21 protein-coding genes and 1 other annotated feature are annotated in these 24,007 nt (G+C 45.4%); of the genes, 15 read left to right on the top strand and 6 right to left on the bottom strand.

Going from position 1 to position 24,007, the window contains the following annotated elements; translation table 11 throughout:
* Positions 1 to 5 precede the first annotated feature (5 nt).
* Positions 6 to 1,838, bottom strand: a complete 1,833-nt coding sequence (gene uvrC, locus VHA02S_RS09405) for an excinuclease ABC subunit UvrC (protein WP_026138235.1) — start codon at positions 1,836 to 1,838, stop codon at positions 6 to 8.
* 1 nt (position 1,839) lies between these two features.
* Positions 1,840 to 2,484 carry a UvrY/SirA/GacA family response regulator transcription factor gene (gene uvrY, locus VHA02S_RS09400; RefSeq protein ID WP_005434947.1) on the bottom strand — a complete coding sequence of 215 codons (645 nt, stop codon included), beginning with the start codon at positions 2,482 to 2,484 and terminating at the stop codon, positions 1,840 to 1,842.
* Between the two features lie 431 nt (positions 2,485 to 2,915).
* On the opposite strand from uvrY, the gene VHA02S_RS09395 reads away from it, so the two are divergent.
* The gene (locus VHA02S_RS09395; protein WP_038898625.1) at positions 2,916 to 5,279 is read left to right on the top strand and encodes a DNA polymerase II; all 2,364 of its coding nucleotides are present in this window, start codon (positions 2,916 to 2,918) and stop codon (positions 5,277 to 5,279) included.
* A 39-nt stretch (positions 5,280 to 5,318) separates the two neighbouring features.
* Here VHA02S_RS09395 and VHA02S_RS09390 read toward each other — a convergent pair whose 3' ends face one another.
* Positions 5,319 to 6,086 carry a nucleotidyltransferase family protein gene (locus VHA02S_RS09390; RefSeq protein ID WP_038898626.1) on the bottom strand — a complete coding sequence of 256 codons (768 nt, stop codon included), beginning with the start codon at positions 6,084 to 6,086 and terminating at the stop codon, positions 5,319 to 5,321.
* Between the two features lie 186 nt (positions 6,087 to 6,272).
* Between VHA02S_RS09390 and efpL the strand changes: the two genes are divergently transcribed.
* Together efpL and VHA02S_RS09380 are read left to right on the top strand one after the other, a co-directional pair.
* On the top strand, positions 6,273 to 6,839 hold the full coding sequence (gene efpL / locus VHA02S_RS09385) for an elongation factor P-like protein EfpL (RefSeq protein WP_005445063.1): 567 nt from the start codon (positions 6,273 to 6,275) through the stop codon (positions 6,837 to 6,839).
* A gap of 2 nt (positions 6,840 to 6,841) precedes the next feature.
* The gene (locus VHA02S_RS09380) at positions 6,842 to 7,162 is read left to right on the top strand and encodes an HI1450 family dsDNA-mimic protein (protein WP_005431208.1); all 321 of its coding nucleotides are present in this window, start codon (positions 6,842 to 6,844) and stop codon (positions 7,160 to 7,162) included.
* A 163-nt stretch (positions 7,163 to 7,325) separates the two neighbouring features.
* Here the strand turns inward: VHA02S_RS09380 and rluB are convergent, their stop codons facing one another.
* Entirely contained in the window at positions 7,326 to 8,264 is a 939-nt protein-coding gene (gene rluB, locus VHA02S_RS09375) for a 23S rRNA pseudouridine(2605) synthase RluB (RefSeq protein ID WP_005445061.1), read from the bottom strand.
* Positions 8,265 to 8,608: 344 nt separating this feature from the next.
* Between rluB and VHA02S_RS09370 the strand changes: the two genes are divergently transcribed.
* The gene (locus VHA02S_RS09370) at positions 8,609 to 9,319 is read left to right on the top strand and encodes a calcium-binding protein (protein WP_038898627.1); all 711 of its coding nucleotides are present in this window, start codon (positions 8,609 to 8,611) and stop codon (positions 9,317 to 9,319) included.
* A gap of 86 nt (positions 9,320 to 9,405) precedes the next feature.
* Here VHA02S_RS09370 and VHA02S_RS09365 read toward each other — a convergent pair whose 3' ends face one another.
* Both VHA02S_RS09365 and rnm read right to left on the bottom strand, forming a co-directional pair.
* Positions 9,406 to 10,026 (bottom strand): L-threonylcarbamoyladenylate synthase, encoded by a 621-nt coding sequence (locus VHA02S_RS09365; RefSeq protein ID WP_005445057.1) that lies wholly within the window; start codon positions 10,024 to 10,026, stop codon positions 9,406 to 9,408.
* A gap of 61 nt (positions 10,027 to 10,087) precedes the next feature.
* The gene (gene rnm / locus VHA02S_RS09360) at positions 10,088 to 10,945 is read right to left on the bottom strand and encodes an RNase RNM (protein WP_017189446.1); all 858 of its coding nucleotides are present in this window, start codon (positions 10,943 to 10,945) and stop codon (positions 10,088 to 10,090) included.
* A 95-nt stretch (positions 10,946 to 11,040) separates the two neighbouring features.
* Here rnm and trpL2 point away from each other — a divergent pair, with 95 nt between their 5' ends.
* From trpL2 to VHA02S_RS09305, 11 genes are all read left to right on the top strand, one after another.
* Complete coding sequence (gene trpL2, locus VHA02S_RS09355; RefSeq protein ID WP_005445052.1) at positions 11,041 to 11,166, top strand: tryptophan operon leader peptide; 126 nt, start codon at positions 11,041 to 11,043, stop codon at positions 11,164 to 11,166.
* Positions 11,113 to 11,216, top strand: a sequence feature (Trp leader region). Its footprint overlaps the gene before it by 54 nt.
* Positions 11,217 to 11,342: 126 nt before the next feature.
* Positions 11,343 to 12,908 carry an anthranilate synthase component 1 gene (locus VHA02S_RS09350; RefSeq protein ID WP_038898628.1) on the top strand — a complete coding sequence of 522 codons (1,566 nt, stop codon included), beginning with the start codon at positions 11,343 to 11,345 and terminating at the stop codon, positions 12,906 to 12,908.
* Between the two features lie 16 nt (positions 12,909 to 12,924).
* On the top strand, positions 12,925 to 13,533 hold the full coding sequence (locus tag VHA02S_RS09345) for an aminodeoxychorismate/anthranilate synthase component II (RefSeq protein ID WP_038898629.1): 609 nt from the start codon (positions 12,925 to 12,927) through the stop codon (positions 13,531 to 13,533).
* Between the two features lie 38 nt (positions 13,534 to 13,571).
* Positions 13,572 to 14,582, top strand: a complete 1,011-nt coding sequence (gene trpD, locus VHA02S_RS09340; RefSeq protein WP_005445045.1) for an anthranilate phosphoribosyltransferase — start codon at positions 13,572 to 13,574, stop codon at positions 14,580 to 14,582.
* A gap of 13 nt (positions 14,583 to 14,595) precedes the next feature.
* Positions 14,596 to 16,035 carry a bifunctional indole-3-glycerol-phosphate synthase TrpC/phosphoribosylanthranilate isomerase TrpF gene (gene trpCF / locus VHA02S_RS09335; RefSeq protein ID WP_005445043.1) on the top strand — a complete coding sequence of 480 codons (1,440 nt, stop codon included), beginning with the start codon at positions 14,596 to 14,598 and terminating at the stop codon, positions 16,033 to 16,035.
* A gap of 64 nt (positions 16,036 to 16,099) precedes the next feature.
* The gene (gene trpB, locus VHA02S_RS09330; RefSeq protein WP_005445041.1) at positions 16,100 to 17,290 is read left to right on the top strand and encodes a tryptophan synthase subunit beta; all 1,191 of its coding nucleotides are present in this window, start codon (positions 16,100 to 16,102) and stop codon (positions 17,288 to 17,290) included.
* Positions 17,290 to 18,096: a tryptophan synthase subunit alpha gene (gene trpA, locus VHA02S_RS09325; protein WP_009698413.1), complete on the top strand. Its 807-nt coding sequence runs from the start codon at positions 17,290 to 17,292 to the stop codon at positions 18,094 to 18,096. Before trpB ends, trpA begins: the two co-directional genes overlap by 1 nt.
* Positions 18,097 to 18,433: 337 nt before the next feature.
* Positions 18,434 to 19,693 (top strand): dicarboxylate/amino acid:cation symporter, encoded by a 1,260-nt coding sequence (locus VHA02S_RS09320; protein WP_005445037.1) that lies wholly within the window; start codon positions 18,434 to 18,436, stop codon positions 19,691 to 19,693.
* Between the two features lie 162 nt (positions 19,694 to 19,855).
* Complete coding sequence (locus VHA02S_RS09315; protein WP_038898630.1) at positions 19,856 to 21,055, top strand: acyl-homoserine-lactone synthase; 1,200 nt, start codon at positions 19,856 to 19,858, stop codon at positions 21,053 to 21,055.
* Positions 21,048 to 23,597, top strand: coding sequence for a quorum-sensing autoinducer 1 sensor kinase/phosphatase LuxN (gene luxN / locus VHA02S_RS09310; protein WP_009698416.1), 2,550 nt, complete (start codon positions 21,048 to 21,050; stop codon positions 23,595 to 23,597). The genes VHA02S_RS09315 and luxN overlap by 8 nt, the downstream gene beginning before the upstream one ends.
* 94 nt (positions 23,598 to 23,691) lie before the next feature.
* Complete coding sequence (locus tag VHA02S_RS09305) at positions 23,692 to 23,934, top strand: hypothetical protein (RefSeq protein WP_009698417.1); 243 nt, start codon at positions 23,692 to 23,694, stop codon at positions 23,932 to 23,934.
* The last annotated feature ends 73 nt before the right edge of the window (positions 23,935 to 24,007 follow it).

Here is a 24,007-nt window from a genome sequence, read left to right as displayed (position 1 = left end):
TTTCCTTATTGTTTCAATGCTTGGAAAATAATTTCTGCCAAAGAGTGACTAATTCCCGGTACTTTGGCGATTTCTTCGACACTTGCACGCTTTAATTCTTGTAAACCGCCCATGTATTTGAGCAAAGCTTGACGGCGTTTTGGCCCAACCCCTTCAATTCCCTCTAAAGCACTGGTACGACGCGTTTTTCCACGTTTGGCTCTGTGCCCTGCAATGGCATGGTTATGGCTCTCATCTCTGATGTGTTGAATGAGGTGCAATGCTGGTGCATCGCTTGGCAAGTTAAATTCATCACCATCTACGGTAATTAAGGTTTCAAGGCCTGGCTTACGGGTTACCCCTTTCGCAATACCGATCATGGTCGGACGCTTAGGCCAATCCCCCCAATATTGAGCAATGATTTCGTGCGCTCGATTCAACTGCCCTTTACCCCCATCGATAAAGATAATGTCAGGAATCTTCTCTACATCGAGTTGCTTCGAATAACGACGCTCCAATGCTTGTCCCATCGCTGCGTAGTCATCGCCACCAGTAATTCCGGTGATGTTGTAACGACGATACTCTTGCTTAACTGGACCTTCACTGTTGAAAACCACACAAGAGGCAATGGTGCTTTCACCCATAGTGTGCGAAATATCGAAACACTCCATTCGAGCAATAGTTTCCATCCCCAAAACTTCCCGCAGCGCTTTGAAGCGTTGATTAATGGTCATCTTGTGATTAATTTTGGTCGTAATGGCAGTAAGCGCATTGGTATTGGAAAGTTTTAGATAACGACCCCGTGAACCCGTTGGAGAGGTATGGAACTGAACCTTACGACCTGCCACTTCACTCAGAGCTTGTTGGATAGGCTCTATATCGCCACCCAATTCTTGATTCAAAATAATACGAGAAGGAATGGTACGTGCCTCGTTATGGCTCAGATAATACTGAGTAAGGAAGCTATCAAACACTTCTTGTTGACTTGTATTTTGTGGAATCTTTGGGAAATGGCTGCGACTGCCTAGCACCTTACCCTGACGAATCATCAAGATATGGATACAAGCAATACCGTTTTCTTGGGCAAAGCCAAGTACATCCATATCATCCATGCTGTCTTCTGAAACGTACTGTTGTTCTTGTACACGTCGAATCGCTTGGATCTGGTCACGGAATTTGGCCGCGTCTTCAAAACGAAGCTGTTGGCTTGCCACTTCCATCTTTTCAATAAGCTGCTCAAGTACCTGTTTATCTTTACCCTGCAAAAACAAACGAACAAACCCCACCAGCTCGTCGTATTCTTCATCAGAAATAATCGTGCTCACGCACGGACCTGCACAGCGGCCAATTTGATACATCAAACATGGGCGCGTTCGGTTGGAATACACGGTGTCTTCACACTGTCGAACAGGAAGCGTTTTCTGCAATAAGTGCAAGGTTTCTCGCACTGCGCCCGAATCTGGATACGGTCCAAAGTATTCACCTTTGCGTTTTTTTGCACCACGATGCATAGACAATCGCGGATGTTTGTGACCGCTGATAAAAATGTACGGGTACGATTTATCGTCACGCAGAAGTACGTTGTATTTCGGTAGATATTGTTTGATGTAGTTGTGCTCAAGGATGAGCGCTTCCGTCTCGGTATGGGTCACCGTGACGTCAATCTTGGCAATATTACTGACGAGTGCACGTGTCTTCTCACTGTCGACTTTCTTGCGAAAATAACTGGAGAGACGCTTTTTGAGGTCTTTGGCTTTGCCGACATAAATAACAACAGCCTCGGCGTTGTACATTCTATAAACGCCGGGCTGATGAGTTACTGTCTTGAGAAAGGAAGCCGAATCGAAGGGTTGATTCACACTAAAGGGTCTCGGTGTCCAGCATTCCGTGGCGGATCGCTAAGTGTGTTAACTCAACGTCACCATTGATGTCCAATTTGCTAAACAGACGGTAGCGGTAGCTGTTGACTGTTTTTGGACTTAAATTCAGTTGTTCAGAAATATCCGTAACTTTCTGCCCTTTGGTGATCATCATCATGATCTGCAGTTCGCGTTCAGATAGGTCTTTAAATGGGTTTTCTGAGGCTGGTGAGAATTGACTCAATGCCATCTGTTGCGCGATCTCAGGCGAGATGTAGCGCTGCCCACTGTTAACCACACGAATTGCGTTAACCATTTCATCAGGACCTGCACCTTTGGTTAGGTAACCAGAAGCACCCGCCTGCATCACTTTAGTTGGGAACGGATTTTCCGTATGAACGGTTAATACGATGATTTTTACATCAGGATTCACGCGAAGAATCTTTTTAGTGGCTTCCAAGCCGCCAATTCCTGGCATGTTCATATCCATTAAAACGACGTCTGCATGATTACTGCGACACCATTTTACTGCTTCTTCACCGCTGTCAGCTTCTCCTGCTACGTTCATTCCACGGACGTCTTCAATAATACGTCGTATCCCTGTGCGAACCAGCTCGTGATCATCTACAAGGAAAACATTTATCAAACTTGTATCTCCACACTTTTATTGGCTCTGCACCCACATAACTTTGGTCAATGTGGATATCAGTATGAGTGCCTATATACTAACGCATAAGACAAAAAATTGCTTTCTATGAATATGTGCTTAAACGCAAAGTTTGGCAAGAACTTATTCATAAACCACTCTATTATTTGAGTGTGCTCTGTGCAAAGCCGAATTTTAAGACAAGCTAATTAACAACATAAACTCCAATAAATCAAGCAACTAGATTTCACTTTGCTCAGCGAAACGCAATATCACCTATAAATGGTTATTCCATAAGCGGGTTATCTCTGCTTTTGTACTCCCGCAACACGTCCTTTTAACCTGCGAAATACAACCACTCTATTTCACTGGTTATTTTTACAGTTCTTAATGATAGAATACGTGCTTCATTGATTTACAAGGTTTCTCTATTGAATATCCAACAAGGCTTCCTTCTCACTCGACAAGCCCGAGACATCAAAGGTCAAACTCAAATTGAGCTTTGGCTTTCGACCGAGAATGGTCCGACCCAATTGTTGATTCAAGGAGAAAGACCTGTCTTCTTTATCGAGCAAGCACAAATAGAGCAAACCAAGCGATTTGCCACTTCTAAGCAAATTGCTGTCGACATACGCTCGCTTGAGTTAAAGAACTTCCAACTAACTCCTTTAGCCGCGTGTTATACCCAGACCACGAAAGACGCATTCGCTCTACAAGATGAACTGAAGCAAAACGACATCGTCCATTTCGAGGGCGATGTACGACTTGCCGATCGTTATCTGATGGAACGCTTTATCAAAGGCAGTATGGAGTTTACCGGTAACCAACAATCACTAAACGGCTTCCAACGCATTCAAAATGCAAAGTGTCGCACAGGTGAATACCAACCTAAGCTGCATGTGGTCTCTCTAGATTTGGAATGCTCAGAGAAAGGCATTCTCTACTCGATTGGTTTAGATAGCCCTGTTGATTCACGCGTGATTATGATTGGCGAACCGGAACAAGCAGAGACGCCAATTCAATGGGTAAAAGATGAGAAGGCTTTGCTCGATGCTTTAATTGCGTGGTTTAAGCAATTTGACCCAGATGTGATTGTTGGTTGGAACGTTATCGACTTCGATTTCCGTCTGCTGCATAAGCGCGCAGAGTGGCATAACATGAAGCTGATATTAGGTCGTGCAGACCAGCCAAGTTTCTTCCGCAGCTCAGCACAAAGCCAACAGGGCTTTATCTCTATTCCTGGTCGTGTTGTGCTGGATGGTATCGATACGCTCAAAACCGCGACCTACCATTTCCGTTCTTGGTCACTTGAGTCTGTTTCACAAGAACTCCTTGGCGAAGGTAAAGAAATTCATAACGTGCATGACAGAATGGATGAAATCAATCGCATGTACCGTTCAGACAAGCCGTCTCTCGCTAAATACAACTTGCAAGATTGTGTGTTGGTTAACAAGATTTTTGACCACACTCACCTACTCGACTTCGCGATAGAACGCTCCCGCCTAACAGGTGTGGAATTAGACCGCGTTGGGGGGTCAGTGGCCGCATTTACCAATTTGTATCTGCCGCAAATCCACCGAGCAGGCTATGTTGCCCCAAACCTGCATCCAGAAAACTGGATCGCCAGCCCAGGGGGCTATGTGATGGACTCTATCCCGAACCTTTACGATTCCGTATTGGTGCTCGATTTTAAGAGTCTTTACCCCTCTATTATTCGCTCATTCTTGATTGACCCTATGGGTTTGGTCGAGGGCTTACAGCTTGAAATCGGCAAAGCAGAAGATGAAGCGGTACCGGGATTTCGTGGTGGTCAGTTCCATCGCTCGAAACACTTTCTACCCGAGATGATCGAAAAGCTCTGGGCAGCCCGCGACGTCGCAAAGAAGAATAATGAGAAAGCCTTCTCGCAAGCTATCAAAATCATCATGAACTCTTTCTATGGCGTGCTTGGTTCTTCCGGTTGTCGTTTCTTTGATACCCGCCTTGCTTCAAGCATCACCATGCGTGGGCACGAAATTATGAAGCAAACCAAGGTGCTGATCGAAGCCAAAGGCTATCAAGTGATTTATGGCGATACCGATTCAACTTTTGTGTCGTTAAATGGTCCGTATAGCCAAGCAGATGCCGATAAGATTGGTATTGAACTGGTCGAATACATTAATCAATGGTGGGGTGATCACCTTCGCGATGAATACAATCTCAATTCGATTCTTGAGCTAGAATACGAAACCCATTATCGCAAGTTCTTGATGCCGACTATTCGAGGCGCAGAAACTGGCTCAAAGAAACGCTACGCTGGTCTGATTGGTGAAGGTGAAAAAGAACGTATCATCTTTAAAGGGTTAGAGAGCGCACGCACCGACTGGACACCGCTGGCGCAGCGTTTCCAAAACACCTTGTACCAAATGATTTTCCATGGTGAAGATCCGAGTGATTACGTACGAGAGATGGTTGAAAAAACCAATAGTGGCGAGTTTGATGATCAATTGGTTTATCAAAAGCGCTTACGTCGCAAGCTGCACGAATACCAAAAGAACATTCCGCCACAAGTACGCGCTGCGCGCTTAGCCGATGACATCAATGCTAAATTAGGCAGACCATTGCAGTATCAAAACCGTGGTCGAATTGAATATTTGATCACTGTTAACGGACCAGAACCGCATGAGTACCGTAATAGCCCTATCGACTATCAGCATTATATTGATAAACAGCTAAAACCGATCGCGGACGCTATTTTGCCGTTCATTGGCACAGACTTCGAGCAGTTATCTGCACCACAGATGGGGCTGTTCTAAATCAGATTCGAAATTGGAAAGGCGCTAACGCTGTTGGCGTTAACCAATGCGGAATTCGGTTTTCTGATATTGCTTTACTAACCAATCGCCAAAACCGTCCAATAACCCAACCACAGAGCGTTTAGGGATAGGACGTCCAGAGAGCAGAATACCAAGGCGTTCTATCTCAAGTTGCTTTTCTGGGTGATACTGCAAAAACACTTCGCCACATTTAAGCGGGTCGTCAAACCAACGTTTATCACGATACATGATTAAAGAATACGAAGCGCGAAGCAGTTTCTTGGCGATAATAACTTGAGCACTGACCAGCTCTTCAACACTTTGTGCTTGTACAATCTTGGTACGATACACCGATAGCCAATCTTCCACATCCATGTTCCAGTGCTTGGCAATCTCCCAACTTGGTACATAATCACCAAAGCAATCTGCCAGATCATCACCATAAACACACACACAGCAATGCTTGAGCATAAAACCCCAAGTAAAAATGCTATCGAGATTGGCTACTTCATTGACCAACGCCGTGCGAATCGACACCCCTTTCACGTGAGGATACCCTTGCTGTGCTCGCCATTTGATGGTGTTTAGTAGCGTCGCGCGGTTGTTTTCAAAGCCCGCCTTTGTCACAACCACCATATCAAGATTCGATCTACCTGCGACCGCAGACTTACGGGCCACGCTACCGTAGACGTAAACACTGTGCAAGTTTGCGCCAAGCCCACCTTTCAGGCATGCGAGAACTTCTCTGAGCAGAGGTTCGAATTCAGGTTGGAAAGGATATTTTGGATCGATAATAGGGAGAGACATTGAAGAAAACGCGATCTCAAGCTTTTAACGGACGAAGGGCTATATGATCCACCAGCATTACGTTTGGATCAAGCCTATTCATCTCCTTATTAATGTTCAAATTACTGAGTGGAATTTTAATGCCAGACAAAGAACTTAGCGCTATAATCACCAAGTTTTGCTTAATAAGTGTAATAGGAAAATACAATGCCAAAGGCAAGTGAAATCAAAAAAGGCTTCGCAATCGAGTCTAATGGTAAAACTCTTCTAGTTAAAGACATCGAAGTAACGACTCCTGGCGGTCGTGGCGGCGCTAAAATCTACAAAATGCGTTGTACAGATCTGAACACTGGTGCTCGTGTAGACGAGCGTTACAAGTCTGATGATGTTGTTGAAACAGTAGAAATGAACAAACGTGCAGTTGTGTACTCATACGCTGACGGCGATGAGCACATCTTCATGGACAACGAAGACTACTCACAATACACATTCAAGCACAATGAAGTTGAAGACGACATGCTGTTCATCAACGAAGACACACAAGGTATCCACATTATCCTTGTGAACGGTGCTGCTGTGGGTATCGAACTACCATCTTCTGTTGAGCTAGTGATTGAAGAAACTGACCCTTCAATCAAAGGTGCTTCTGCATCTGCACGTACTAAACCAGCACGCTTTGCTTCAGGTCTTGTAATCCAAGTTCCTGAATACATCGCAACTGGTGACCGTGTTATCATTAACACGACTGAACGTAAATACATGAGCCGAGCATAAGCATGTCTGATTTGATTTCTTACGACGACGTTATCGACGCTGCGTACGACATCTTCCTTGAGATGGCTCCAGATAACCTAGAGCCCGCTGATGTCATTCTGTTTACTGCGCAATTTGAAGATCGTGGTGCCGCAGAACTTGTTGAAACTGGTGATGACTGGGTTGAACACGTTGGCTTCGATATCGACAAAGAAGTGTATGCAGAAGTTCGAATCGGCTTAGTAAACGAGGAAAATGACGTGCTTGATGACGTTTTTGCTCGTATGCTAATCAGTCGAGACCCAGAACATAAGTTCTGTCATATGCTTTGGAAGCGCGACTAACGCTTTCCCTATCATGATCAAAAACACCAGCCTCATGCTGGTGTTTTTTATGTTTATTAATTGCACAAGCATGATTGAAAGACATGAAAGCTCATAAGCTCGAAAGGCTCGATAAGAAAAAGGCTTGCCGATTTGGCAAGCCTTTCTGATTTTCTGCTATCGATTAACGATGCTTGTTACGTGCACCTTGGTCACCTGCAGTCTTCTTCGGCTTACGACGAGAAGGATTGTTGCTGCGACCTTTTGGTGTGTTAACACGCTCTTCGTGACGCTTAACTGCGCGACGGATTTTTTGGCTACGAGCACGTTCACGCTTACGTGATGTGTTGTCTTTGTTCAGATCAAGCATGGTTTCTTTCTCTGGACGAAGTTCTACAAGCTCACGCAGGTAGTTCACTTCTTTCAGGTCAAGTTCCATCCAACCACCACGAGGTAGTTTCTTGTCTAGGAAGATATCACCGTAACGAACACGTTTTAGACGGCTAACCGTACATTCTTGAGATTCCCACAAACGACGAACCTCACGGTTACGACCTTCGTTAATTACTACGTAGAACGTGTGGTTCATACCTTCACCACCCGCGTGTACTACGTCTTCAAAACGAGCCATACCATCTTCAAGTTCTACACCACTTACTAGGTTACGAACTTTTTTCTCGTTCACTTCACCAAACACACGCACTAGGTATTCACGCTCAACCTGACGGCTTGGGTGCATTAGGCGGTTTGCCAATTCACCATCAGTTGTGAAAAGCAGTAGGCCAGATGTGTTCGCATCAAGACGACCAACTGAAATCCAACGAGAGCCACGAATTTTTGGCAGACGATCGAAAACAGTGCGACGACCTTCAGGGTCGTGACGAGTACATAGTTCACCTTCTGGCTTGTAGTAAGCCAATACACGACAGATCACTTCTTCTTGTGCCTTTGCAGACACAATGTGACCATCGATACGAACTACGCTGTTCTCATCTTCTAGTCTTTCACCAAGTTTAGCTACGATTCCGTTCACGCTAACGCGACCAGATTTAATTAACGATTCGATCTCACGACGAGAACCGTGTCCAGCACGTGCTAATACTTTTTGTAACTTTTCGCTCATTTATCTACCTATGTGTCGTCTTCACAGACGTCGAGACCAGAATTGGTCTTCATTGTGCAAGTTACCCAACCTATTGGGATTTTTTCGGTCGGACATTATACGAGATTCTACGACTTAATGTAAGCGAAATCGTCGACATTGGCGTAGCAAAATATCGGTCATAAACTCACACTTCCCTCATCAATTTGTCCAACTTAGTACCAGACAAAGACCATCGAGAACCGCACTATTATAGGTCGCCTTTCACCTCTAAAAACCTGACCTACCTGATAAAATTATCAGAGTGGTAACAAAGAAAACCCAATAGCTTGCTAGCTCCCTCAAACAAAACAAAGGAATAATAAATGTCTCATACAAATCTTGACCTGAATTGGATATTTGGTACGGCAGCAGATGACGATCTAACGGGCACATTAGGTTCGAACACGACCGATATTTTTGTTGGCTTCGGCGGCGATGATAAGTTTGTTGGTTACGGCGGTAATGACTATGTCTATGGGGGTCGTGGTGACGATCACCTGTTAGGTGGCCGAGGTAATGATCTCATCTCAGGTGGCTCTGGTGATGATTTTCTGTCTGGCGGTCTAGGCAACGACCTGTTGTTTGGTGGTTGTGGCGACGATACGATTTTTGACTACTCAGGTAACAACTTCATCAACGCTGGTTGGGGCGATGATACCGTCGTGGTCGGTGACGGTCATTCGGTGATCGCTGGAGGTTGCGGTGATGACACTTTCGTAATGACCAATCGCCTTGCCATCGGTGTGCCAGACCAACCCGTCTCATCAAACGACATTGAAGTAAAAGCAGAAATTCTCGACTTTAATATTTGCCACGACAAGTTGGTCTTTGATATGGGTCTAGACACCAATGACGACGGTATTCGCGATACATTCTTGGATTCCGCCGACGATCTGACTCTGTCTTACAACGATTTTGGTTGGGCTGTATTCTCAAGCGATCAGTTCAATGTTGAAGTCACACTAAAAAGCATTGATGCGGGATACATGAACTACGTCGAACACCACGGCATTGATATCTTCGATTTCGCATAAGCTAAATGCTCAGCGATAGGCTTTATTAAAAATAAAAAGGGAGGCTTCTGTGCCTCCCTTTCTTATTTCATTACCAATAGAGCGAACTATTCAAATGGTGCAGGATCGCCCGAACCAACACGTGCTACAACAGCATCGCCTTCACTGAAATCAATCACTGTCGTTGGTTGCTCACCAAGATAACCGCCATTAAGGATCACATCTACTGCATGCTCAAGCTTATCGCGGATGTCTTCAGGATCTGACTCAGTAACATCACTACCCGGTAAGATCAGCGACGTCGACATCATTGGCTCGCCTAACGCTTCAAGCAGATCAAGTGCGATACGGTTATCTGGAACACGGATACCAATGGTCTTACGTTTCGCGTTCATCAAACGACGCGGCACTTCTTTTGTGCCTTTGAAGATAAAAGTGTAAGGACCAGGAGTGTTATTTTTCAGAAGTCGGAATGCGGCGTTATCAACACGCGCATACAGAGATAACTCCGACAAATCACGACATAACAAAGTAAAGTTATGCTTGTCATCCAGACGACGAATCTGACAGATGCGTTCTAACGCCTGCTTGTTCTCCAATTGACAGCCTAGTGCATAACCGGAATCGGTCGGATACACCACAACACCGCCGTTACGAATGATTGCTACTGCTTGATTGATCAAGCGAGCCTGTGGGTTTTCTGGATGAACGTAAAAAAACTGGCTCATTGTAATTCCTCATTATCGAACCTCTCGGCTCTATATTTTTTTATGGAGTCGAGACTCCGTCTTATTCAGCGCTTTCTAGAGAAGGGTCAATTCCCCAATCTTTCCAAACTGGCTCTACGCCCGAAGGTAACCAAAGGTTTCTTCCCAACTCCATCCACGGTGATGGATAGTGAAAATCACTGCCTTGAGACGCTAATAGTTTGTATTGTATAGCATAATCTGCCAAGTTGCGTCTTTCTTGTTGCGCTTGTTGGGGTTGCGCCACTTCCATAGCGTCTCCACCAGCATCAACAAACGCGGCTAATAAGCGTTTTACCCACTTTGCCGTCAGTTGGTAACGCCCCGGATGCGCGAGTACCGCTTGACCACCCGCGGCATGAATAGCATCTACCGCATCTTTCATTGAACACCAGTTTGGTGGGACATAACCCGGATTGGTGCGCGTCAGAAACTTCTTAAACACCATCTGCATGGTCTTGGCGTAACCGTTGTCGACCAACCACTTAGCAAAGTGCGCACGGGTAATAGGCGCATTACCAGCTATTTGCTGCACTTCTTCCAGCACACCTTCACGGGTCGCCTTCTGTAAACGTTCCGCAATAAGCTCTGCACGTGTAACGCGATGCTTTTTTTGTTGCTCGATTAACTCAACCAACGCTGGGCTGTCCGGGTCAATGTTTAACCCAACAATATGAATATCTTTATTCTGCCAAACCGTGGAAATCTCGATACCGTTGATGATTTTTATCGGAAGATTATTTTCTTCAACGTATTGCTTGGCCGGAGCTAAGCCGTCAACCGTATCATGATCCGTGATCGCCAAAACCTCGATATCAAAACTCAATGCCCTGTCTACTAGATCATGTGGTGCAAAGCGACCATCTGATGCAGTGGTGTGGCTGTGTAAATCAATTCTCATTTTTTTGTCGTTTTAATGCTGTTTTGGGGTTGACTTTTTATCTCTGCACTAGTTAACTAGTACACAAATACGAAGTACCTAATTTAAGGCTCACCATGTTACAAGAATTTAACCAAAACCAGGAAGCGAAAGTTGCAGATCGTCTTAATAAGATGAATTCTGTTGATCTAGCTTGGTGGCGCACTTGGACAAGTTCTTGGTGGGCGAACGTGTACTTCTAGTTTAACGAATGAAATGTCACAAAGCCCGCTACTTCAGCGGGCTTTTTGTTTTGCCGTCTACTTCACAGTTAACTGCTCAAACATTCATCGGATATGACCAAAACTAGATTGGGTGAACGTTTGCTTTATGCGACTATGTACGGCAGGAAGATATAAAACAGCTATAAGGAGGTCTTGTGAACAAGGCCATTGAAATTAAGAAACTTGGACAGCTTGAAGTACTGACGGCTTCCGTCCCTTATACTCAAGACCCGACTCGCTTGTTCCACACATTATGTGAGAACAAAACTGACAGTCTGTTGCTGGAATCTGCTGAGATCGATTCAAAGCAAGATTTGAAGTCGCTGTTGATTGTTGATTCAGCCGTACGCATCGTTTGTTACGGTCACACTGTCAAGATGCAAGCGTTGACCAATAACGGTAAGAACCTACTAACTCACTTAAACCAAAACATCCATGGTGATGTCGAGAGTGAGCTCGATGGCGAAACACTGACTTTAGATTTCACCCACCCGTGCGACACGCTAGATGAAGACTCTCGACTGCGTGAAGCCTCTTCATTTGATGCGCTGCGTTTGGTTCAGCACAGCTTCGATATCTCGGACCAAGACAAACACGCGATTTTCCTTGGTGGTTTGTTTGCCTACGACTTGGTCGCTAACTTCGAACCACTGGGCAATGCAGAAGCCACAAACCAATGCCCAGATTATGTTTTCTACGTCGCCGAAACACTGCTGGTTGTGGACCACCAAACAGAATCTTGTCAGCTGCAAGCAACTTTATTTGTTGATGATTCAGAAAAAACAGCGCTAGAAACTCGCATCTCAGAAATCAGTGCACAATGCGCAGCACCAAAACTACTGCCAAGTGCAGAGCAAATCGCGGATGTGACAGTTAGACCAAGCGTGTCTGACGATGACTTCTGCCAAATCGTTCGTGACCTAAAAGAGTTCGTCGTAAAAGGGGATGTATTCCAAGTCGTACCGTCTCGCCGATTTACGCTACCTTGCCCTTCTCCATTGACAGCTTATAAAGAGCTAAAACAGAGCAACCCAAGCCCTTACATGTTCTACATGCAAGACGAGCTGTTCACTCTATTTGGAGCATCACCAGAGAGTGCGCTCAAGTACGAAACAGACACTAACCAAATTGAAATCTACCCAATCGCAGGGACTCGCCGCCGTGGCAAACGTCCAAACGGTGATATCGATTTTGACTTGGATAGCCGTATCGAACTCGAATTGCGCACTGACATGAAAGAAAACGCTGAGCACATGATGCTAGTCGACTTAGCACGAAATGACGTCGCACGTATTGCTCAAGCTGGAACTCGCCACGTCGCAGACTTACTCAAAGTCGACCGCTACAGCCACGTAATGCACTTGGTATCTCGTGTCGTTGGGCAACTACGTAACGATCTAGACGCCCTGCACGCTTACCAAGCTTGTATGAACATGGGCACACTAACTGGCGCACCAAAAATTCGTGCAATGCAGTTGATTCGTGATGTAGAGGGCGCACGCCGCGGTAGCTACGGAGGCGCAGTAGGTTACCTTACCGGCGAAGGTACATTAGATACTTGTATCGTTATCCGCTCAGCTTATGTTGAGAACGGCATTGCTCAAGTTCAAGCAGGCGCAGGTGTGGTGTTTGATTCTGATCCACAAGCAGAAGCAGACGAAACACGCGGGAAAGCCCAAGCGGTAATTTCTGCTATTCAAGCAGCACATAAGTCACAATAAGGAATAGGGTTCAGAGATGGCTAATATCATTTTTATCGATAACTTTGACTCGTTCACCTACAACCTTGTGGATCAGTTCCGCTCGCTAGGTCACTCAGTCAAGATTTACCGAAACAACATTCCAGCAAAAACCATTGAACAAGCAGTGAATGAGCTTGAGAACCCTGTGGTACTGCTATCGCCAGGTCCTGGTGCGCCGTCTGAAGCAGGCTCAATGCCAGAGCTAATTCAATTGCTGAAAGGCAAAGTTCCTATGATTGGTATTTGTCTTGGTCACCAAGCAATTGTTGAAGCTTACGGCGGTACCGTTGCTGGTGCAGGCGAAATCATTCACGGTAAGGTCTCTATGATGGAGCACCAAAACCATGCGATTTACCAAAACCTACCATCACCACTTGCAATTGCACGTTACCACTCGTTAGTTGCAACCAAGGTTCCTGAGAGCCTAACCATCACAGCAGAAGTGGATGATTTGGTCATGTCTGTTGTACATGAAGAAGATAAAGTTTGCGGGTTCCAGTTCCACCCGGAATCTATTATGACGACCTACGGAGCGACACTGTTGGCCAATGCCATTGAATGGGCACTCGAAGTACAAACTTCAGTGAATTCCCTCACTGCTTAAAAAAGCGCTTGGCACATAAGAAATTTAGGAGAGGAAATATGGAAGCAATCATCAACCCTATTATTACCAAGTTGTACGAGCAAGAGTCACTGACTCAGGAAGAGAGCCAACAACTGTTCGACATCATCATCCGTGGTGAACTCGATCCGATTTTGATGGCATCAGCACTGACTGCACTAAAAATCAAAGGCGAAACACCGGATGAAATTGCGGGTGCGGCAAAAGCACTGCTGGCAAACGCAAACCCATTTCCTCGCCCAGATTACGATTTCGCAGATATCGTAGGTACTGGTGGAGACGGTCACAACACCATCAATATTTCAACCACCGCGGCATTTGTTGCTGCAGCATGTGGTCTAAAAGTGGCAAAGCACGGCAACCGCAGCGTTTCAAGCAAATCGGGTTCTTCTGACCTTCTTGATTCATTTGGTATCAACCTAGCCATGAGCGCAGAAGATACGCGCAAAGCGGTCGACGATATCGGTGTTGCTTTCCTATTTGCACCTCAATACCACGGTGGTGTGCGCCATGCGATGCCTGTGCGTCAAACTATGAAAACACGCACAATCTTTAACATTCTTGGTCCGCTGATTAACCCAGCTCGTCCAAACATCGAATTGATGGGTGTTTACAGTGAAGAACTGGTTCGTCCTATCGCGGAAACCATGCTACAAATGGGTATGAAGCGCGCCGCAGTGGTACACGGAAGTGGTTTGGACGAAGTCGCGATTCATGGCGAAACAACGGTTGCAGAAATCAAAGACGGCAAGATCACTGAGTACACGCTAACACCAGCAGACTTCGGTCTAGAAGCGCACCCGTTAGAAGCAATCAAAGGTGGCGATCCTGAAGAAAATAAGGCGATCATTACCAATATCCTGACGGGTAAAGGTACAGACGCACAATTGGGTGCAGTGGCAGTGAACGTTGCTCTGCTAATGCGTCTATTCGGTGACGAAGATTTAAAAGCCAACACGCAACAAGCGATTGAGGCAATGAATTCAGGCAAGGCGTACCAATTGGTACAACAACTTGCCGCACACGCTTAAGGAATTGAAGAAGATGACTGACTTCAACACTCAGCAAGCTGACAACCTGTCTGAACACGTTTCTAAAAAAGAAGCAGAAATGGCAGAAGTGCTGGCGAAAATTGTCCGCGACAAATATCAATGGGTAGCAGACCGTAAGGTGTCTCAACCGCTAAGCACATTTCAGTCTGATTTGCTGCCATCGGACCGCAGCTTCTACGATGCTCTGAGTGGCGAAAAGACGGCATTCATCACCGAATGTAAGAAGGCATCTCCTTCTAAAGGTTTGATTCGTGATCACTTCGACTTGGATTACATTGCATCGGTTTATAACAACCATGCTGATGCCATTTCAGTATTAACAGACGAAAAATACTTCCAAGGTAACTTTGATTTTCTTCCTCAAGTGCGTGGTCAAGTCAAACAACCCGTTCTGTGCAAAGACTTTATGGTAGATACCTACCAAGTTTACCTAGCGCGTCATTACAGCGCCGATGCCGTATTGCTGATGCTTTCAGTCCTGAATGACGAAGAGTACAAAGCGCTAGAAGAAGCGGCACACAGTTTAAACATGGGTATTCTGACTGAAGTTAGCAACGAAGAAGAGCTTCATCGCGCGGTTAAGTTAGGAGCGCGTGTCATCGGAATCAATAATCGTAACTTGCGCGACCTAAGTACTGATTTGAATCGTACTAAAGAACTGGCACCAACAATTCGCGAATTAGCACCAAACGCAACCGTGATTTCAGAGTCTGGCATTTATACGCATCAACAAGTTCGTGATTTAGTGGAATACGCAGACGGGTTCTTGATTGGTAGCTCGCTGATGGCAGAAGACAACCTAGAGCTTGCGGTTCGTAAAGTGACGTTGGGTGAAAACAAGGTGTGTGGCTTAACTCATCCTGATGATGCTGCAAAGGCATACCAAGCTGGCTCAGTGTTTGGCGGTCTAATTTTTGTTGAAAAGTCAAAGCGTGCTGTGGATCTGGAAAGTGCTCGTCTAACGATGAGTGGCGCACCTCTTCATTATGTAGGTGTGTTCCAAAACCACGACATCGACTTTGTTGCTTCAATGGTGACCTCTCTGGGGTTAAAAGCAGTCCAACTGCACGGTCAAGAAGATCAAGCTTACGTCAACCAACTCAAAGCAGAGCTGCCATCAGGTGTTGAAATCTGGAAAGCTTACGGCGTTACTGATGCCAAGCCAGAACTGCTTGTAGATAACATAGACCGCCACCTTTTGGATGCTCAAGTTGGCACTCAAACAGGCGGAACAGGTCACGTGTTTGATTGGTCACTGATCGGCGACCCAAGTCAAATTATGCTGGCTGGCGGGTTGTCGCCAGAGAATGCAAGACAAGCAGCAAATTTGGGCTGCTTGGGACTAGATTTAAATTCTGGTGTAGAAAGCGCACCAGGTAAGAAAGATTCACAGAAGTTGCTCGCGGCATTCAATGCAATTCGCAACTACTAAAGCTGTTTGTAGCTAAAAATTTAAAGCTATTCGTAGCGAAAAAAATACGAGAAGGAATATCACGATGGCAAAACTGAATGCCTACTTTGGCGAATACGGCGGTCAGTACGTTCCGCAAATTCTAGTTCCAGCCTTAGAGCAACTAGAGCAAGCGTTTATCGACGCACAAGAAGATCCAGAATTCCGCAGTGAATTCATGACGCTTCTTCAAGAGTATGCGGGGCGTCCAACAGCTCTGACTCTAACTCGTAACCTAACTAAAGGTACGAAAACCAAACTGTACCTCAAGCGTGAAGATCTACTTCATGGTGGCGCACACAAAACTAACCAAGTGTTAGGTCAAGCGCTGCTTGCGAAACGCATGGGTAAAAACGAAATCATCGCAGAAACCGGCGCAGGTCAACACGGCGTAGCAACTGCACTAGCGTGTGCGCTACTTGGTCTGAAATGTCGTGTTTACATGGGTGCAAAAGACGTTGAACGTCAAAGCCCGAACGTATTCCGTATGAAACTCATGGGTGCTGAAGTAATTCCGGTTCACTCAGGTTCAGCAACACTTAAAGACGCATGTAACGAAGCACTACGCGACTGGTCTGCAACTTATGAAGACGCGCACTACCTACTAGGTACAGCAGCAGGTCCTCACCCATTCCCAACGATCGTTCGTGATTTCCAGAGAATGATTGGTGAAGAAACGAAGAATCAGATTTTGGCACGTGAAGGTCGTCTTCCTGACGCCGTTATCGCGTGTGTCGGTGGCGGCTCAAACGCGATTGGTATGTTTGCTGACTTTATCGAAGAAGAAAGCGTTCGCCTAATTGGTGTAGAACCTGCGGGTAAAGGCATCGATACAGACCAACATGGTGCACCACTTAAGCACGGTAAAACGGGCATCTTCTTTGGTATGAAAGCACCTTTGATGCAAGATCCAAACGGTCAGGTAGAAGAGTCTTACTCTGTTTCTGCGGGTCTAGACTTCCCATCTGTAGGTCCACAGCATGCGCATCTTAACGCTATTGGTCGTGCCGAATATGACAACGTCACCGATGATGAAGCACTAGAAGCATTTCAAGAAATTGCGCGTCATGAAGGTATTATTCCTGCTCTCGAATCTTCTCATGCACTGGCACATGCCCTGCGTATGGCTCGAGAGAACCCAGAAAAAGAGCAATTGTTAGTTGTAAACCTATCAGGTCGTGGTGATAAAGATATCTTCACTGTGCACGCCATCCTAGAAGAAAAAGGAGCGATCTAATGAGCCGTTATGCAAAGATGTTTGAGCGCCTAAACGAGAAAAACCAAGGCGCGTTTGTACCGTTCGTAACGGTTTGCGATCCAAACGCTGAACAGTCCTACCAAATCATGGAAACGCTCGTGGAGTCCGGTGCAGATGCTTTAGAGCTGGGTATCCCATTCTCTGATCCACTGGCAGATGGTCCGACAATTCAAGGGGCGAACATTCGTGCTCTAGAATCTGGTGCTACGCCTGATATCTGCTTCGAGCAAATTGGTAAGATCCGAGCGAAATACCCCGAGCTACCAATTGGTCTTCTGATGTACGCAAACCTTGTTTACTCACGTGGTATCGAGAACTTCTATGAGCGTTGTGCAAAAGCGGGCATCGATTCTGTTCTGATTGCAGACGTACCAACCAACGAAAGTGCAGAGTTTGTCGCAGCCGCTGAGAAGTTTGGTATTCACCCAATCTTTATCGCGCCACCTACAGCCAGTGACGAAACGCTTAAGCAAGTATCAGAGCTTGGCGGTGGGTATACTTATCTACTCTCTCGTGCCGGCGTTACTGGTGCAGAAACCAAAGCAAACATGCCAGTTGGTCATATGCTAGATAAGCTGAACCAATTCAATGCGCCACCAGCGTTACTCGGTTTTGGTATCTCAGAGCCAGCTCAAGTAAAAGAAGCACTAGAATCAGGTGCTGCAGGTGCTATCTCTGGTTCGGCTGTTGTGAAGATCATTGAAGCAAACGTAGAGCAACCGCAAACCATGCTCAACAAGCTTGGCGAGTTTGTTTCAGCAATGAAAGCTGCAACACAAAAATAACGTATTACTGATTTGTGGAATATGAGATCGATTCCTTATTAACCATTCGGAATCGATCTTTTTTTTAACATCCATTCTCTAAATTCTCCTCTTCCTTACCATCTATTTTATAAACATCACCCAGTAAAAATATCACTACGATCGATAGCAATCGTTTGCCTCTGATTAAAAAACTATCATTCATCAATAAATTCCCAGTTAGTTGGTCAGTTTGTACGGAAATTGTATTGCTAATTGTGAATGATAAGTGTAAAAAGCAAGGCGATATAATTATCCAAATAACAACTTTAGATTGGTGGGTAATTTTAGGATTTTACATATTATTAGCACAGAGGTTATGGAAGTGTTAAAACAAAAGAGTTTGCTAAACAACATTGGCGTGCAAGTCGTCATTGCAATGATCGTGGGTACTGCCGTTGGTGCCTTCATGGGTCAAAGTGCGACTGTATTCGCGCCGCTTGGTGCTATCTTTATCAACCTGATCAAAATGCTTGTGATCCCTTTGGTTGCAGTGGCGCTGATCTCAGGTGCGGCTGGTCTAGGTAACAGCCAATCTGCAGGTAAAGTGGGGTTAGTAACCCTAGGTTACTTCGGTCTAACGTCAGCGCTCGCTGTTGCACTAGCGCTGTTTATGGGTGAAGTATTCCAACCGGGCATGGGTATCGACGTTTCTGGCGTTGAAGGCATGTTTTCTGCTGAGTACGCTTCAAAAGGTGAACTACCTACTTTCTGGGCTACCATCACTGGTATGATTCCAACGAACGTTTTCCAATCACTAAACGAAGCGAACATCCTTCAGATCCTTGTGTTCTGTATGTTCTTCGGTATTGCGATTTCAAAACAAGAAAAAGCACGCCGTGAACCAATCATCAATGGCGTAAACTGCATCGTTGACGCAATGGTTTGGATGATCAACAAAGTCATGATTATTGCCCCTATTGGTGTATTCGGTCTTATGGCTGAAGCTGTGGGTACGTTCGGGTTTGGCGCTCTAATGGTAGTGTTCAAGCTTTTCGTTGTTTACGTTGCAGCAATCCTTGTCTTCGGTTTCGTTGTGTACCCAGCAATGGTGCACATCTTCACTAAGACATCGGCGAAAAAGTTCGTATCTGCAATGAAGAAGCCACAAGCGGTTGCCCTGTCTACAGCTTCATCGATGGCGACACTACCAGTTACAATGGATACGTGTGAGAAAGAGCTGGGCGTTAAAAACTCAACAGCATCCTTTGTTCTTCCTCTTGGCGCAACCATCAACATGTCCGGTAACGCAATTTACTATGGTCTGGTTGCAATTTTCTTCGCGCAACTGTTCAACATCGACTTAGGCATGGGCGCGTATATCGCTATCATCGTTACTTCAACGTTAGGTGCAGTAGGTCAAGCTGGTGTTCCTGGCCCGTCATTCCTAGTCGTTGCAGTACTGCTTGCTGCAGGTATTCCAATTGAAGGTCTGCCACTATTGTTCGCTCTAGACCGTATCTTCGATATGATTCGTACCGCACTAAACATCACCGGTGACGCTGCATGTGCAGTTATCGTAGATGCTTTAGTTGAAGAAGAAGCGGCACAAGTTGAGCTTCAAAAGCAAGAAGCATAAGCCTGAACGCATTTTAAACAAGCCGCTCAAAAGAGCGGCTTTTTTTATACTTAACATTGCAGTAAGTAACCATTTAAATAGAAACCAATGGCATATTTTTTCTCAAGTGATATAAGGGAGCCATAAACATAAAAAATCAATAAACCTAGGCTAGGTTGAACCATGAAATTTACGTCGTCTTTAGGCTCACTGTCGACGAGCTGTCTGCCTATCGAAACAAAACAGCAAGCATTGCTTGAACTCGTCATCAACGCATATCAACCGCATGAGCGCGCTGCTCTATTTCAGACTATTACTGATTATCGCAGAAACCAATTAGTCTCTATCTTCCCTGAACATCAGGACAACAGCTTTTCTGTGCTGTTCGAATTGATGGACTATCGAGATCTTGTGCAACGTTACCCAAGCACACTTTCAGCCGATATTGCTTTGCTAGAAAAGGTCGTCGGTCAATGTTACATGCATTGGCTCGAGTTTTGGTGCGCGTGCGAAATTGCCGCGATCAAAGCCAAAGTTCCATTCACAACGTCTGCCCCTACTTCGCCCTCCTTGCCATTTAAGGACAGCGCGTACTACGGCGCATTGATTGAGCGAATAGAAGATGCGCAACTTGCGGTACAAATCCCCAGCCATCCGCATGCAATGTCAATCAGTGATGCAATTACATTGAGTAATCTTGAGCTTTTTATACAAGGTGAAAAGTGGTACGAAATGTTGCCTTTACTCTTTCTATCTCAAGTCGGTAAGCACTTCATCTTACTCAAGCACCCTGATGAGGAATCGTGTCCAACGCTCGTTGCTTCAGCTTTGATTCAGGATTGGCAGATACACAATACATGGCTAAGTTATGCGCCGCAGTTTAGCAATGCAAAGTGGCATTATTGCTTACCAGAGCACGCAGAAGAGACCCTAGCTCGCTTACAGCTGTTTACATCGCCAACACTGTCAAAGTGTTACTCTCTCCAAGAATTTGATAACGAATTCAAGTTACAATTGTCTGATAAAAAATCGGTATGCGAAGTATTGCGACTGACGGTAAGTGGAAATGCTCAACAAAAGCTCTACTATCTCTATCTTGCTCAAAAAGAATTAATGAGTGTTTTGCACCAAGCAGGTTACAAAGTCGGCTTCACAATCATTGAGCAACCTTTCATGCTCAACTTTTATAAAGCAATTGATAAAGAAGCGTATTTCCATTCGGGATATTGCGACCTAAACAATGACGGTAAACAGACTTACCGTGGATTTTGGAATTTTGAAATGATGGTCAAAGCCTTCAATAACATCGATTTTCGCCACTACAAACGCACCGTAAGTGCGATAAGAAAAGGCAAATCGGTCGAAAGGGACGAACATGTTTGATCTCAGCTTAGAGGCAATCGTTTACACCAAAGCCATCACGTTACTTGCGACAGTGGCGGTGGTGATGATCTGGTTAAGCTATTACTGCTATCGACTCAAACAAAAGAACGAAGTGATCTTTGGTACACACCATGCGCCCTACATTGCGTATTCAGTGTGTATCATTGCGTGGATCAGCAGTAACGCTTACTTCCATACCAATCTCTTGCCTGAGCTTGGTGCTTCGGCGGGTATCTTTATGGCGAAGTTTGCTAACTTAGCATCCTTTTTTGCTTTCGCCTTTGCTTACTATTTTTCTTGCCAGCTTGCGGCAGAGCAACGCAAAGGCAAAGTGCATTTGTGGCAGCAAGGTATCTTTGTCACCTTGACGGTGTATTCACTGTTTATCAATTTGCGTCCAGATTTGACAGTCGAACACGTCGATATTGAAGGTCCTAGCCAGTTTGTTATCGAATTTGGCTCACACACGTCCTATTTCTTTATTGGTTTGGTCAGTTTCGTTGTGCTCACTTTGGTCAACCTCGTCGCCATGCGAGCAAACAGCAGCAAACTTACGCTAGCAAAAACCAACTACATGATCGCGGGCATTTTAGTATTCATGCTCTCTACCGCGACCATTCATCTTGGTATGACCTACTTCTTGGGTGATTTCTCTCTGACATGGTTGCCACCCGCGCTGTCGATCAGTGAGATGCTCTTTGTCGGGTATGCACTGCTGACCTCGCGCTTCTACAGCGTGAAGTACCTAGCGTACATGACGTTAAGTGCCTTATTGGTATGTGCTATTTTCGTGCTTCCATTGGGGGCTATCTTTATCCCGATGACCGACAATAACCAATGGTTAATTGCCACGCCGATCTGCGCTTTAATCGGGATCACTTGGGGCTTGCTATACAAACGCGTAAGCCGTTACGCCTCTTTCCTGATTTACGGTGATAAAAAGACACCTGTCCAACAAATATTGGCGCTAGAAGAGGACTTTAAACTCTCAATTGATGATGCAATGCGCCGCTTAGGAACACTGCTGCAGATTCCTAATGACAAGCTGCGCCTGGTCACCAGTAACTACAATGAAACATTCTACGAAGATTACCTTTCATCAAACAATTCAGTGCTTGTCTTTGATGAGCTTTCTGAAGAACTTGAATACAAAGTTCCAGCTAAGCGCTCAATGAAAGCGCTTTACGATAAGATGAGTTCGAACAATACAGCATTGGTGATGCCGCTGTTTGGTCAGGGTAAATCTGTCACACACCTATTGGTCTCGCCGCATAAAATCAACAATCAGATGTTCTCTAACGAGGAAATCTCCGCCTTGCAGACGCTGCTTACTCGAGTACAAAGCACGATCGAAGCAGATCGCCGTATTCGCCAAAGCCGAGCACTTGCCAATTCGATTGCTCACGAGATGCGCAACCCACTCGCCCAAGTGCAGTTGCAATTTGAAGCCTTAAAGCAGCACATCGAATCTCAAGCACCGACCGAACAGATCTTGGTTGATATTGAGAATGGACAAACAGCGATCCAACGCGGCCGCCAATTAATCGATATCATTTTGCGCGAGGTCAGTGATAGCTCACCTGAGCACGAGCCGATTGCCATGACCTCTATCCATAAGGCTGTAGACCAAGCCGTAAGTCGCTACGGTTTTGAAAATGAGAAGATTATTGAACGAATCCGCTTACCGCAACACGCTGACTTTGTGGCAAAACTTAATGAAACCTTATTCAACTTTGTCATTTTCAATCTCATTCGCAACGCAATTTACTATTTTGACTCTTATCCAGACAGTCAAATTGAGATCAGCACCAAAACCGGTTCTTACGAGAACGTACTGATCTTTCGAGATACAGGTCCAGGCATCGACGAAACCATTTCTCATAAAATTTTTGATGACTTTTTCTCACATCAAAAGAGTGGCGGCAGTGGCTTAGGATTGGGCTATTGTCAACGCGTTATGCGATCGTTTGGTGGACGAATTGAATGTGTATCGAAGCGCGGTGAGTTTACCGAGTTCCATCTGTATTTCCCTGTAGTGCCCAACGCACCGAAAGCAGAAACACTGCGGACTCCGTATTTCAATGACTGGAAACAAAACCAGCCACGCACTGAACAAAACGTCGTTGACAACGTATCAATAGATAAAGATGCACCAACAGTACTCATTGTTGATGACAAAGAGGTGCAACGTGCATTGGTGAAGATGTATTTAAACCAACTCGGCGTGAATAGCCTGCAAGCCAACAACGGTGAGAATGCCGTTGAAATGTTTAAAAACCACTCCGTGGATTTGGTTTTAATGGATGTGCAGATGCCTGTGATGAATGGCTTTGAAGCGAGTAAGCACATCAAAGCAATGTCCGCTTATACCCCTATCATCGCTTTATCTGGAGAGTCCGGAGAACGTGAACTGGAGATGATTAGCAAGCTCATGGATGGACGGTTAGAGAAGCCCACCACCTTGGCTGCTCTACGTCATGTTCTCAAAGAGTGGCTAGATAAGGATGCGGCTTCGCACACTTTTGAAACACAGAGCGAATAGTTGGCACCTGATATGCATTACTGAAGTACAAATCGGATTATCCATTGATTCAAGCCCTCAACAACAAGGAAGAGTCGCTTGATAAGGAGTGAACATGATGCTTCATAGACACACATATTACGGCTTGATACACCACGGCATCAAAACCTTATTGCTTGACCGTGTTGGACATTACACCGAAGAAGAGTATCACCAGTACCTGAATTTAATGACCGGCAAATCAACATGTTTCACAATGAGTCATGACGAGCTTGAAGCGACCGTCGACAACCTACTACGCGAAGGTTATCTAGAGGACGTGAAAACGCTCATTACTCGATATCAAGAGGTCGCCTAACCTACTTGTTACATCAAATTGCCGCTTCTTGAGCGGCAATTTTATTTTCCTTTCGACCTATACCCAAGTAACC

It is taken from the genome of Vibrio harveyi NBRC 15634 = ATCC 14126 = KCTC 12724, assembly GCF_001591145.1.
GTDB lineage: Bacteria > Pseudomonadota > Gammaproteobacteria > Enterobacterales > Vibrionaceae > Vibrio > Vibrio harveyi.
The sequence above is the reverse complement of the archived record's forward strand: the minus strand, read 5'-3'. Positions and strand labels throughout refer to the sequence as shown.